This is a genomic window from Chromatocurvus halotolerans (assembly GCF_004340525.1).
Taxonomy (GTDB): Bacteria; Pseudomonadota; Gammaproteobacteria; order Pseudomonadales; family Halieaceae; genus Chromatocurvus; species Chromatocurvus halotolerans.
In genome coordinates, this window is record NZ_SLWX01000018.1 from 56,822 (window position 1) to 69,044 (window position 12,223).

11 protein-coding genes are annotated in these 12,223 nt (G+C 59.4%); 4 read left to right on the forward strand and 7 right to left on the reverse strand.

The annotated features are described in order from the left end of the window. Window positions 1–13: 13 nt before the first annotated feature. The 4 genes from spoT to EV688_RS15190 all read right to left on the reverse strand — a co-directional run bounded on the left by spoT (window position 14) and on the right by EV688_RS15190 (window position 5,401). Window positions 14–2,128, reverse strand: coding sequence for a bifunctional GTP diphosphokinase/guanosine-3',5'-bis pyrophosphate 3'-pyrophosphohydrolase (gene spoT / locus EV688_RS15175; RefSeq protein ID WP_117319256.1), 2,115 nt, complete (start codon window positions 2,126–2,128; stop codon window positions 14–16). A gap of 20 nt (window positions 2,129–2,148) precedes the next feature. After that, the gene (gene rpoZ, locus EV688_RS15180) at window positions 2,149–2,415 is read right to left on the reverse strand and encodes a DNA-directed RNA polymerase subunit omega (protein WP_117319255.1); all 267 of its coding nucleotides are present in this window, start codon (window positions 2,413–2,415) and stop codon (window positions 2,149–2,151) included. A 118-nt stretch (window positions 2,416–2,533) separates the two neighbouring features. Further along, a complete protein-coding gene (gmk, locus tag EV688_RS15185) occupies window positions 2,534–3,157 on the reverse strand; it encodes a guanylate kinase (protein WP_117319254.1) in 624 nt (207 codons plus the stop codon). Between the two features lie 21 nt (window positions 3,158–3,178). After that, window positions 3,179–5,401, reverse strand: a complete 2,223-nt coding sequence (locus EV688_RS15190) for a putative bifunctional diguanylate cyclase/phosphodiesterase (protein WP_205686712.1) — start codon at window positions 5,399–5,401, stop codon at window positions 3,179–3,181. Window positions 5,402–5,527: 126 nt separating this feature from the next. Between EV688_RS15190 and EV688_RS15195 the strand changes: the two genes are divergently transcribed. Continuing rightward, a complete protein-coding gene (locus tag EV688_RS15195; RefSeq protein ID WP_117319253.1) occupies window positions 5,528–6,154 on the forward strand; it encodes a trimeric intracellular cation channel family protein in 627 nt (208 codons plus the stop codon). Between the two features lie 34 nt (window positions 6,155–6,188). Here the strand turns inward: EV688_RS15195 and EV688_RS15200 are convergent, their stop codons facing one another. Together EV688_RS15200 and EV688_RS15205 are read right to left on the reverse strand one after the other, a co-directional pair. Beyond that, window positions 6,189–7,556: a sensor histidine kinase gene (locus EV688_RS15200; protein ID WP_117319252.1), complete on the reverse strand. Its 1,368-nt coding sequence runs from the start codon at window positions 7,554–7,556 to the stop codon at window positions 6,189–6,191. 2 nt (window positions 7,557–7,558) lie between these two features. Further along, window positions 7,559–8,224, reverse strand: a complete 666-nt coding sequence (locus tag EV688_RS15205; RefSeq protein WP_117319251.1) for a response regulator — start codon at window positions 8,222–8,224, stop codon at window positions 7,559–7,561. A gap of 264 nt (window positions 8,225–8,488) precedes the next feature. Between EV688_RS15205 and EV688_RS15210 the strand changes: the two genes are divergently transcribed. From EV688_RS15210 to EV688_RS15220, 3 genes are all read left to right on the forward strand, one after another. Then, window positions 8,489–10,057: a SulP family inorganic anion transporter gene (locus tag EV688_RS15210; RefSeq protein ID WP_162883980.1), complete on the forward strand. Its 1,569-nt coding sequence runs from the start codon at window positions 8,489–8,491 to the stop codon at window positions 10,055–10,057. A gap of 470 nt (window positions 10,058–10,527) precedes the next feature. After that, window positions 10,528–10,746 carry a restriction endonuclease gene (locus EV688_RS15215; RefSeq protein ID WP_117319249.1) on the forward strand — a complete coding sequence of 73 codons (219 nt, stop codon included), beginning with the start codon at window positions 10,528–10,530 and terminating at the stop codon, window positions 10,744–10,746. A 97-nt stretch (window positions 10,747–10,843) separates the two neighbouring features. Then, window positions 10,844–12,070 (forward strand): hypothetical protein, encoded by a 1,227-nt coding sequence (locus EV688_RS15220; RefSeq protein WP_131917697.1) that lies wholly within the window; start codon window positions 10,844–10,846, stop codon window positions 12,068–12,070. On the opposite strand, the gene EV688_RS17940 is transcribed toward EV688_RS15220, so the two are convergent. Further along, the coding region (locus EV688_RS17940) for a transposase (protein WP_165876897.1) at window positions 12,071–12,223 on the reverse strand (153 nt) is incomplete at its 5' end.

The following is a 12,223-nucleotide window of genomic DNA, read 5'->3' on the forward strand; positions in this document are numbered from 1 at the left end:
TGATTTGCCGGGATCAGTTCTTGAGGCGGCTGACCCGGCGTACGCTGGCGATGCCGCGCAGCCGGCGCAGGATGCGCGCCAGGTGCACCCGGTTGTTGACCTGGACCTCCAGGTCAACGTAGGTGAACTGGTAGTCCTTGTCCTCGGTGGAAATCTTCTCGATGTTGACGCCCATACTGTTGATCCGGGTGGCGATCACGGCAATCGTGCCGCGACGGTTTTCCACCTCGACACGCAGATGGGCGATGAATTCACCGGTAATGCTGTCGTCCCAGCGCAGGGCGATCAGCCGCTCGGGTTTGGCGCGGACCTCGGCCAGGTTGCGGCAGGACTCGCGGTGCACCACGACGCCGCGCTCCGGGCTCAGGTAACCGGCGATGGCGTCGCCGGGAAGCGGCCGGCAACAGCGGGCGTAGGTCACCATGAAGCCCTCGGTGCCGCGGATGGCCAGCGGGGCGGAATTGCTGGTCTCCATGGCGCGCGCATCCACAGGCTCGCCGAGAAGTTGCTGTGCGACCACGCTTGGCAGGCGCTCTCCGCGGGCAATATCGTCCATGAGGTCGTCGCTGGTGGCGTAGCCGAGGCGTTGAAGGTACTCCTGCAGAAGGTGGACCGGCAATTCGTCCAGTGCGGTTTCAAATCCCGCCAGGGTCTTGTCCAGCAGCCGCTTGCCGAGGGCAACGGAATCCTCGCGGCGCTGGTGCTTGAGAAAATGCCGGATATTGGTTCGTGCCTTGGCGGTGACCGTGTAATTGAACCAGGCCGGGTTGGGACGCGCGCCCTTGGCGGTGAGCACTTCCACGGTCTGGCCGCTCTCCAGCGGTTCCGACAGGGGCGCCAGCCGGCGATTGATGCGGCAGGCCACACAGCGGTTGCCGACATCGGTATGCACGGCATAGGCAAAATCCACGGCAGTTGCACCCCGCGGCAGCTCGAGAATGCGGCCCTTCGGTGTAAAGATGTAGATTTCGTCGGGAAACAGGTCGATCTTGACGCTCTCGATGAACTCCAGCGAGTTGCCTGCGCGCTGCTGCATCTCGAGCAGTCCCTGAACCCACTCGCGGGCCCGTGCGTGACTGCCGTTCGCCGACTGGCCATCACTCTTGTACAGCCAGTGCGCGGCAATGCCGTTGTTCGCCATGTCCTCCATTTCCCGCGTACGGATCTGTACCTCGATGGGCACGCCGTGCATGCCCATGGTGACGGTGTGGAGGGACTGATAGCCATTCGCCTTGGGGATGGCAATGTAGTCCTTGAACTCCCCGGGCACGGGTTTGTAGAGGCTGTGAATGCAGCCGAGGACGCGGTAGCAGGTGTCCACGGAATCGACGATCACGCGGAAGGCGTAAATATCCATGATCTCGGAGAAGGATTTCTTCTTCGAGCGCATTTTCTTGTAGATGCTGTACAGGTGTTTCTCGCGGCCGATCACCTCTGCCGTGTGGCCCTCCTGGGCGAGGCTCGACTCGATCTGGTGGGTGATTTTTTCCACCAGTTCCCGGCGATTGCCCCGCGCCTTGCGGGTGGCAGCGGCAATGCGGCGCGCGCGCATTGGATACAGCGCGCTGAAACCCAGATCCTCGAACTCCATGCGTACGGCGTTCATGCCCAGTCGCATGGCGATGGGAGCGTAGATTTCCAGGGTTTCCCGCGCAATGCGCCGCGCCTTGCTGGTAGGCAGCACACCCAGGGTGCGCATGTTGTGGAGGCGGTCCGCGAGCTTGACCAGGATGACGCGGATATCCCTCGCCATGGCCAGTGCCATCTTCTGGAAGTTTTCGGCCTGCTTTTCTTCGAGGGAGTCGAATTCCATCTGCGTCAGCTTGCTGACGCCGTCCACCAGCTCTGCCACCGGCGCACCGAACTGCTTGCCGATGGCCGCCTTGTTGATGCCGGTGTCTTCAATGACGTCATGCAGCATGGCAGCCATCAGGCTCTGATGGTCCATGTGCATGTCGGCGAGAATTCTGGCTACCGCCAGTGGATGGGTGACGTAGGGCTCACCGCTGCGGCGGATCTGCCCGAAATGCGCCTGTTCGGCGAAGTAATAGGCGCGGCGAATCTGCCTGGTCTGCTCCGGCTCGAGGTAGCTTTTCAGTGTACCGTCGAGGGCGTCGATGGTCTGCATATCACACCGCCGGACTCACGTTACAGGTCTGGCGCCTCGTCGTGCGCCATGACCTCTGCGAGTTCATCTTCCGCGTCCATCTCTTCTTCGCGGGTCAGCAGCTCACGCGTAATGAAACCCTCGGCTATTTCGCGCAGTGCGATCACGGTGGGCTTGTCGGACTCTTCCTGTACCATGGGGTCCTTGCCGCCGGTCGCCAGCTGACGTGCGCGCTTGCTCGCCACCATCACGAGCTCAAAGCGGTTGTCGACGTTGTCCAGACAGTCTTCTACGGTTACGCGTGCCATATTGTCATCCTGTGGATAAGTTGTGTGTCTGCGGTGGAATTCACTGTGGATCGACCGCAGAACCGGCCAGAGAACTCACCATTATACAGGAAGCGGCCGGTAATCCGTCCAGTGGAATTCAGGTTTGCAGCAGCCGCTGCAGCAACCGGGTGTGGCGCGCCGCCTGGGAGGACATGCGCAGCCGCTGGGAGGCGATAATACACGCCAGATCCTCGACGGCCTGCTCGAAATCGGCATTTACCACCAGGTAATCGTAGTCGACGTAATGCGACATCTCGGACACGGCCTGTGACATTCGTCGCGAAATGGTTTCTTCATCGTCCTGGCCCCGCCCCGTCAGGCGCTCGTGAAGCGTCTCACGCGATGGGGGCAGTATGAAAATCGACTGTGTGCCGGGCAGCAGTTGCTTGACCTGTCCGGCCCCCTGCCAGTCGATTTCGAGGATGACGTCGATCCCGCTGGCCAGCTTGTCATTGACCCACCTGGCAGATGTGCCGTAGTAGTTGCCGAACACCTCTGCGTGCTCCAGAAAGGCATCTTCCGCCAGCATGGCCTGGAAGGTTGCTCGATCAACGAAGTGATAGTTGATGCCGTCGCGTTCGCCGTTGCGCTGTGGCCGCGTGGTGTGGGAGACAGAAACCTGCAGATCTCGGCTGCGCCCGACCAGCGCCTCGAGCAGGCTGGTCTTGCCCGCGCCGCTGGGTGCCGAGACAGTAAAAAGGGTGCCGAGGCCGTTTTGCATGCGTGGAGTGTCCTGATCGTTTTACGGAGTGTGGGTCATGCCTGCCTCCAGTTCAGCCGCAGGCACCGGGTGGCTGAAAAGATAACCCTGGTACAGGCAGCAACCGGAGGTCGCTAGCATATCGCGTTGCGCGGCAGTTTCCACGCCCTCGGCGATAACGGCAAGACCCAGGCTCTCTCCCAGCGCGACGATGGTGCGGACGATGGCTGCATCGTTGGGGTCGGTGAGCAGATCGCGGACAAAGCTCCTGTCTATCTTGAGTTTCTCCAGCGGCAGCCGCTTGAGATAGTTCATGGAGGAATAGCCTGTCCCGAAGTCGTCCAGGGAAAAGCGCACGCCACGTTCGCGCAGACGACCCATTTTCACAATGGCTTCCTCCACATTTCGCACGAGGAGGGTTTCCGTCAGCTCCAGCTCCAGCAGATTGGCATTGGCGCCGGTCTCATCCAGGATACGGCAGACATCGTCGACGAAGGCATCATTGTGCAGCTGGCTCGCGCTGACGTTGACCGCTACGGTCAGCCCACCGAGCAGAGGATGGGTCGACCACGCCGCCAATTGGGTGCAGGCCTTGAAGAGAATCCGGTTGCCGAGGCGCAGTATCAGGCCGTTCGCTTCGGAAGCGGGGATGAAGACACCCGGCATGATCACGCCCTTGACGGGATGCTCCCACCGCACCAGCGACTCCATACCCAGGATCTTCCCCTGCGCGTCGTACTGGGGCTGGTACCAGAGCGTGAATTCATCGTTCTCCAGCGCTCGATAAATGGCGCTTGCCAGCTCTGCGCGCTGGTGGACCTGGTCCTGCATGTCGGCGTTGAAGAAACGCAGGCTGTCGCGCCCATCCGCCTTTGCCTCATACATGGCAAGCTCTGCACTCTTGAGCAGCTCGCGCGCGTCGTAGCCCACGTCGGAAAACATGACCACACCGATACAGGCGCTGCCATGGTAGGCGGTGTTGTGCAGCTGAAAGGATGCCTGAAGGGCCTGCTGCACCGACTGCACCGCCTCCTCCACCCGCTGCTGAGCCACGGCCCTTTCGGCCGGCAGGCCCTCGATCAGCAGGATGAAGGAATCGCCGTCAACGCGGGCCGCTGTGAAGTGGCGGATCGGCAGATCAAGCAGCCTTTCCGCGACAGCGCTCAGCAGAAGATCACCGGTTTCATGGCCGTGGGCATCGTTGAGATCGCGGAAATTATCGAGATCAATATGCAGCACGGCACCATCGCGGCCCCCATGGCGGGCGGCGATGAGGCATTTCTTCAGGCGCTCGAGCAGCTGATGCCGGTTGGGCAGCCCGGTCAGCCGGTCGAAATTCAGTGTCTCTCGGAGCCGGTACCGGCTTTCTGCGAGAGCTGCGCTACGGTGCTTTACCTGGCGGTTGAGCCGCAGCGCAATGGCGAGAACAAGCAGTAGCAGTATCCCGAGGACAATCGCGCCCCACAGCAGCAGCGGAGAACGCGCCTGCGGTGCTGAATAACTGCCCCAGCGCTGCATGATGGCGTAATAGGGGGATTCCGGCGCCGCCGTCCAGCGCTCCAGCCAGTCATCGATGCGCGCCAGCATGGCCTGCCCGCTGTCCGGCGGGGCGGCGAAAAACAGGCGGCTTGGCTGGAAGATGATGGTTGTCGGGTGCAGGCCGTAGCGCACCGCGTGGAGGTTGCCGTACAGGTGATTGCTGACTGCCAGGTCAGCGGCGCCGGACCGCACGAGATCGAAGGCCATCTCGAAGCTGCTCGCCGTGAGAATGTCGATGTCGAGGCCGAAGCCGGAGGCGAGCTCTTCGAGGTAGCCCTGCTGGATGCTGTTGCCGAGGACAGCAATGCGGGTTCCGCTGAGCTGGGTTGGCGACGTGTAGACGCTGGCTGTCGCACTGAAAATCTGTGACCAGCTGTGCAGCGCCGGGCGCTGGTGAAAGCTGAAGCGGCTGGCGCGGTCGGCGTTGATAGCGACATCAGGCAGTAGATCGATAGCGCTGTCTTCCAGCAGCTCGAGACACGCCTCCCAGGCGCATCCCACAGGCTGCAGCAGCCACTGCTCACGATCCGCTATCTCCTGCAGCAGTTCACCAAAAATGCCGGATAATCGCCCGTCTGTGCCGAGCATGAGTTTGGGCTCGTTTGCATAGACACCGACGCGAACGGTTGCAGACAAGCCTGAAGCTGGCAGAGCCAGCAGTAGCGCCGCCAGCATGAGCAGCAGTGTGCCCTGCAGACGAACATCCGCGCGCTGACCGTCTTGCATTGACGCACCACCGTGAAGTCTGGGAATCCGTTGCCGTTTTCAGTATAGACTGCCTCGCCAGGCGGCGTGAACGGTATTAAGTGCGTTAAGCTCTGGCAATGAACAAATTGTCAGGGAAAGACAGGAATGCCGGGACTCGTCAGCTATTTTGATCTTATCGCCGTCGCTGTGTTTGCCGTCAGCGGTGCCCTTGCCGCCGCCGAGGAAAAGCTCGACATGCTTGGCTTCATTCTGTTCGGAACGTTGACCGGCATTGGCGGCGGTACGGTGCGCGATCTGCTGCTCCAGTCAGGTCCGGTGTTCTGGATCGCAAGCGTTGAATACCTCTGGGTCTGTATTGGCGCATCAGTCGCGACCTGGTTTCTGGCGCCCTTTCTGCAGTCCGCGCAGCGTGTTCTGCTCTGGGCCGACGGTGCCGGTCTCGCCCTATTTTCGGTGCTGGGCGCGGCCAAGGCCCTGGATGCCGGTGCGGCGGGAGTGGTTGCGGTTGTGATGGGGGTGATGTCGGCAAGCTTTGGCTCGCTGCTCCGCGATACCCTCATGAACAGGATTCCGATTCTTCTGGGTCCGGAGATCTATGTCACGGCATGCCTGCTGGGTGCCGTCGGCTATGCGACACTGACAACCGCGGGTGTGCCGGTGCAGGCGGCGATGCCACTGGCCATCGCCGCTGCGTTCGCGCTGCGCGCCGCTGCCCTGATCTGGGGCCTGCGTCTGCCAAAATATGCGCGCAGCGGCGCATCCAGGCCGTAGCCACGCCACAGCGGTCCTCTACGAGAGTCGCCCTCTAGTTGAAGTGCACGACAAAGCGCGCACCCGATCCCACCATCCTGTCCTGTATCTGCACGCTGGCACCGTGAGCCAGCGCGATTTCGCGGACAATTGCCAGCCCCAGACCGCAGCCATCGCCGCTGCTGTCTACCGGACGGAAAAAGCGGTCAAAGATCTGTGGCCAGTCATCCTGTGATATTCCGGGTCCATCGTCCTCGACCACGAGACTGATTCCGTCGAGGGTTTCGGTCAGTTCAACCCAGACATGACCGTTTTCGCTGCCATACTTCACGGCGTTTTCCACCAGATTACGTACCATCTCTGCCAGCAGCGTGAACTCGCCATCGAGAAACAGTTTCTGCTCGGGAAGCCGCATAACCAGATGAATGCCGCGCTCATGTGCCAGTTGCGCATTGTCTGCGCAGCAGTGCTCGACAACCTCGTTGAGGTCCACCCGCTCCGTACGCAACCCGCGGCCGAACGCGGCTTCCGCTCTCGCCAGCTTCATCAGCTGGGAATTCACGTGTGCCATATGGTCAGCGGCATGGGATATTTGCAGCAGCGCGACTTGAACCTTTTCCGGATCGGTTTCGTCCTGCGCCAGCTGCGCCTGCAGTTTCATGCCGGCGAGGGGGGTCCGGATCTGATGCGCGATATTGCCGATGAACTGCTCGCGGGCGCTGATTGCGGTGTCGATGCGGGAGAGCAGCTGGTTGCTGTTCTCAACCAGGCCGCGGACTTCCGTGGGCACCTGTCCGACGTCAATGAGGGTCAGATCGCGGGGACTGCGTTGCCCGATCGCGCGCCCCAGCCGAATCAGCGGATTGAGGCCCCGATCAAACGCGGTGGCGATGAGAAGCAGCACCGCCACAAGCAGGAGCGCCTTGGAGATGAGCACATCGCGCAGCAGGTCAGCCGTCATGGTCTGGCGCCGCACCAGGGTTTCCGCAATGGTGACAACCGCCGCCAGCCCGTTATCCGCCTGGGTGAACAGGCTGACGGCACGTACATTTTTTCCGTCCAGGCGCAGATCCCGGAACAGCGGACCGCTTTCCAGAGTTCCCGGGGGCGGCAGCGCTAGCTCCTCTGTGCCGGCGATGATCTCTCCATCCGGTGTTGCGACCTGAAAATACACCTCGTCAAGCTCGTCCCATTCGAACACCTCCAGGAAGCTGCGGTCTGCCGTGAACTGCAGACGGTCGCGCTCAACATGCACCTCCTTGCTCATCGAATGGACCGAATTCAGCAGCCAGCGGTCGAAAAGCAGCTTCGTGGACTGCATGCTGATGAGGTAGGACACTGCGGACTCCACCAGCATCAGCAGCAGAAGCGGGCCCGCAACCAGCAGCAGAAGCAACGTTTTCAGTGACAGCGAGCGCCCCATCCTCAGGCGGCCTCTATCAGGTAGCCGACGCCACGCATGGTCCGTATCGCAACACCGTGGGGCTGCAGGCGTCGTCGCAGACGGTGAATGTAGACTTCCACCGCGTTGTCGCCGACATCATCATTGCTGATGGCCATGCGCTGCGCGAGACGTTCCTTGTGCACGACGCGCGGGGAGTTGAGCATAAGGGCCTCCAGAACCTCGTATTCCCTCAGCGGCAGTGAAAGCCGGCCGCTGCCGGTGGAGAGAGTTCTGTCGACGGGATTCAGCCTGATGCTGCCAACCACAATATCGTTCCGGAAATCCGTGTGGCTTCGGCGCAGCAGCGCCCGAACTCGCGCCAGCAGCTCTCTGAGGTCGAAGGGTTTCTCCATGTAGTCGTCGGCGCCAGCGTCGAGCGCAGCGACCTGCTGATCGACGCCCTCGCGCGCTGTCAGCACCATTACGGGAATGCTGTTCTGCGCATGGCGCATGGCCTTGAGAATGGTGATGCCCTCCATGTCAGGCAGGCCCAGGTCGAGAATCACCAGGTCGAAGTCGTAGGCCCGCAGGGAGGCCTTCGCCGTGGCGCCATCCGTCGCGTGTGCGACCTGATAGTTCTCTCGACCGAAAGCGGTGAGTAGTCCGTTGGCCAGCAGGGCATCGTCCTCGACCAGCAACAGATTCATGCAGTGGGGCCTCCCGGCAGGCGTGCGGTTATCAGCGACTGAAGCGCGAAGACTATACGGAAAAACCGGGTAGTGGCGCCACCGGTGTGGCGTCGGTCGCGCAGGGCGGTGAAAGGTTGATGAAAGGCTAGCGCTATAAGATTGAACGCTGGCGCATCGCGCGCCTCATCGCCACCCGGTCAGCAGGGCCCCCAGGGACCTTCATCCTTAGCAAATCAGGGTGAGGCTCAGGCTGGCAGCCTGCAGGAGAGTTTTATGGTTTCTATGCATGACTTGAAAAAGGATCTGCCCGCCAGCATCGTGGTGTTTTTCGTGGCGCTGCCGCTGTGCCTCGGTATTGCGCTGGCGTCGGGCGCACCGCTGTTTTCGGGACTGATCGCCGGGATTATCGGTGGCATTCTGGTGGGTGTGCTGAGTGGATCTCCCCTCGGCGTATCAGGGCCTGCGGCGGGACTCGCGGTCGTTGTTCTCGGGGCGATAGAGACGCTGGGTTCATTCGAGGCGTTTCTGCTCGCCGTGGTGCTGGGTGGTCTGCTGCAGATAGCGCTGGGGGTGGCCCGCGCCGGTGTACTCGGCTATTTTTTCCCGGCGGCTGTCATCCAGGGAATGCTTACGGGCATTGGCATCATCATCATTCTCAAGCAGATTCCCCACGCCCTGGGCTACGACACGAATCCCGTGGGAGATATGGGCTACGCGGAAATTGATGGTGGTACCGTGTTCTCGGCGTTTGGCGAGATGCTGGATTACATCCACCCGGGGGCACTGCTGATCTCGCTGGCCTCTCTGGCCATATTGATTGCCTGGAGTACGCCCCGCATCACCGGTCATCGCTGGCTGGGTCTGGTTCCCGGACCCGTTTTGGCCGTCTTTTTCGCCGTCGCCTGCCAACTCCTGTTTTCCGGTATGTCCACTTTCGCCCTGTCGGATGACCACCTGGTCTCGGTGCCCGTGGCGTCCAGCCTCGGTGAATTTGCCTCTCTCTTCGTGTCGCCTGACTTCAGTCAGATCGGCAACCCGATTATCTGGACGGTGGCCCTGACGCTGGCTGCGGTTGCGAGCATCGAGACGCTGCTATCCGTTGAGGCCGTCGATCGGCTCGACCCACAGAAGCGGGTCACTCCCACCAACCGCGAACTGGTTGCCCAGGGTGTCGGCAACTCCGTATCCGGATTGATCGGTGGCCTGCCGATCACTCAGGTCATCGTGCGCAGCAGCGCCAATGTCCAGGCGGGCGCGCGCTCCAAGGTGTCCGCCATCAGTCATGGAGTTCTGCTCCTCGTCTGCGTTGCGACGGTTCCTCACTGGCTCAATCTCATCCCCCTGGGTGTATTGGCCGCCGTGCTCCTCGTTACTGGCTACAAGCTTGCCAAGCCGGCGCTGTTCAAGAAGATGTGGGCCTACGGTCCGGAACAGTTTGCGCCTTTCATTGTCACTGTTGCGGGTGTTGTCTTTACCGACCTGCTGCTGGGCGTGGGCATGGGGATGACGGTTGCGCTGGTCATCCTGCTGCAGTGGAGTTTTCGCAATTCCCACTTCCTGCACATGGAAAAGGGTGAGACCGCTGCCCACAGGCCGGTGCTCACGATGCACCTGGCAGAGGAAGTTACGTTTCTTAACAAGGGTGCTATCAGGAAGCAGCTGGATGAGGTCCCGGACAACAGCATTCTGGTGATCGATCAGAGCAATTGCGTGTATCTGAACCACGATGTGGCAGAGATTATCGACGATTTCGCCAGGGTTGCGCCGGAACGCGGCATTGAGGTGAAGCAGACTGAATTCACCAAGCAGATATTGCGGGGACCGAAGTGGTCATCGCAGAGCGCCGCGTAGAAGGCGAACCTTACTCGATATTCTGCACCTGCTCATAGTTAAGTCTCAATAACTCGTTCAAAATCAATGGGTTATTGGTTTTTACGATGGCTTTCTCTCTCAGGCTGTCACCATTTCTGCCACCGTTTAGATTTTCCTCAACTAGGCAGTCCAGGTTAAACGTTTCTCTGGTTGGGAGGGCATTGCTCAAGGTGGCAGAAGCCCCGCTAAAAGTTAGATACTATGCCGGACTTGTAGCGGCGGCGCATTTATAAGTCTTATCGACTCCAGCAGATATGCCAGCCGGTGCCGGCTGAGCCAATCGAAAAAATATCACCACCCACCTCCATGTCACAGGCCATCTTGTCTTAATCAATATAAAGCATCAGGGGCGGTGGGATTGTTATGGTTGATTCAGTCGGCTTTATCAAGGGGGCTGTGATATTTGATCGCCGAATCACGCTTGATCGAACTCACGAGGATGAATCAGCATGTCAGCCCTTTCAGCACTTCTTGATAGTTATCGTGCCGCTTCGGTTACGGAACGCGAAAAAGGCACCTACTTTGAGGAACTGATTTATACTCATCTGCGTCATGAGGCCACTTATCGTGATTTGTACGAACGGATTTGGACATATTCCGATTGGGCCAAAGAACAGGGGCTGGATGGCCGCGACACCGGCATCGATTTGGTCGCTAATTCGCAATAGTCACGGTCGAAAGGTTAACCGGGTGGCTCAGCTCTTCAAGCCACCAGAAAGAGTGGTGCACTAAGTGTTTAATTCCCAACCGAATAAGGTTACAACAATGCCTAAAAAATCATCATTGAAAGCTGGATTCTTGTTAGCAGTCTTGGTCGCTCCTATGGCTGCGTCTACGCATGTGGCGGCAGAATCCAGCGATACCTATCAATCGCAACGTCAAGCAGCAAAGCAGGAGCAAGCCAGGGTGGCAGAAACTGCCGGTGTGAGTGTGATGCACGTTGACAAAGGAACAGCTTACACCACAAGAATGATTGGCGTGCCGGCGGAGCTCTCGTCGGTGGTCATTTATGACGAGAAGAGCCTTGAACCGGTGTTACGGAGCCTGCCGCCTTACTATGGCTTTAATGGGAATGAAGAACTTCGGTTGGTTGGTAAGACTACAAACGAAATCGACACTGTTTACATTGTCAGACAGTATATAAACGGAATTGAGACTTCAGCCGATCTTCGTCTGCGCGTGGACAATACGTCGGCTCGTTTAATACGAGTCGATGGCTGGTTATACGGTGGCGTAGGCGTTGAATTAAAGAGCCGTGTGAGTGAGGCAGCTGCTATAGACTTGGTAGTCGAGCAAATTGAGAAGCGGCCTGCTCTGATGGCTAACCGCAGTGAATCGAATTCTACCGCACAGAATTTGAAGAACAAGCACGCTCATCAGGTGGTTCCTTTGTACCGTCCATTCGGAGAAGAGAGGCAGCTTTCATTGTGGTGGGGTGTTGGCATTGCAGTCGAGATAGACACTCCGGAAAGGCACTTGGATGGTGAGGAGCCCTACGAGTGGTTCTATGTAGATCCTGAAGGCAAGGTGTCGCCATGGAGGGAGGGCAATACCCGCGCTGGTCCAACAATGGTGTGCAATGGCGCCGGAACATCAGGAATCCGTTGTCAGCAGGGAGGCATCACCGTTATTAATGCCGCGGGACAGTGCCTTAACAGCAGCCTTTGCGGATCAGCCAGCAGCCCGTACCGAATAGCCTACGACACCGCTGCGAAGGTTGAGGCGATGTGGAATGACTTATACCCTGGTCAAAATTTCATTGGGGATAATAATCTTACTTACGGCGGTGACCTCGAAATCAAGATAAACGGTAGTGCACTTGGTACTGCCTCCGGGTGGTACGAGGCGCACATCTATGGCCCGAATCTAAATCGTAAAGCAGGGATTATCATTGATGGCGGAGCTCCTAACCTAGACGAAGTTGTCGCGCACGAAATGGGGCATGGATGGAATGCCCTCAAAAACTGGGTCTTCCCCAGTCATGGTGGGTAATCATCGCGCCGTTCCGGCAGGATAAAGCTCAAGCCCACCCAGGTGGAAGTAAATGGCATTGCGGAATCGTTGCTTGTTCCGGAATCCGCGGGCACGTACCTTCACCGTCTTGATGCGACTGTTGATGCTCTCCGCAAAGCTGTTGTCGGCTTT

Bases quoted from the DNA above. Each gene is read 5' to 3' on its own strand.
- spoT (WP_117319256.1), bottom strand. From the start codon at position 2,128: ATGCAGACCATCGACGCCCTCGACGGTACACTGAAAAGCTACCTCGAG.
- rpoZ (WP_117319255.1), bottom strand. From the start codon at position 2,415: ATGGCACGCGTAACCGTAGAAGACTGTCTGGACAACGTCGACAACCGC.
- gmk (WP_117319254.1), bottom strand. From the start codon at position 3,157: ATGCAAAACGGCCTCGGCACCCTTTTTACTGTCTCGGCACCCAGCGGC.
- EV688_RS15190 (WP_205686712.1), bottom strand. From the start codon at position 5,401: ATGCAAGACGGTCAGCGCGCGGATGTTCGTCTGCAGGGCACACTGCTG.
- EV688_RS15195 (WP_117319253.1), top strand. From the start codon at position 5,528: ATGCCGGGACTCGTCAGCTATTTTGATCTTATCGCCGTCGCTGTGTTT.
- EV688_RS15200 (WP_117319252.1), bottom strand. From the start codon at position 7,556: ATGGGGCGCTCGCTGTCACTGAAAACGTTGCTTCTGCTGCTGGTTGCG.
- EV688_RS15205 (WP_117319251.1), bottom strand. From the start codon at position 8,224: ATGAATCTGTTGCTGGTCGAGGACGATGCCCTGCTGGCCAACGGACTA.
- EV688_RS15210 (WP_162883980.1), top strand. From the start codon at position 8,489: ATGCATGACTTGAAAAAGGATCTGCCCGCCAGCATCGTGGTGTTTTTC.
- EV688_RS15215 (WP_117319249.1), top strand. From the start codon at position 10,528: ATGTCAGCCCTTTCAGCACTTCTTGATAGTTATCGTGCCGCTTCGGTT.
- EV688_RS15220 (WP_131917697.1), top strand. From the start codon at position 10,844: ATGCCTAAAAAATCATCATTGAAAGCTGGATTCTTGTTAGCAGTCTTG.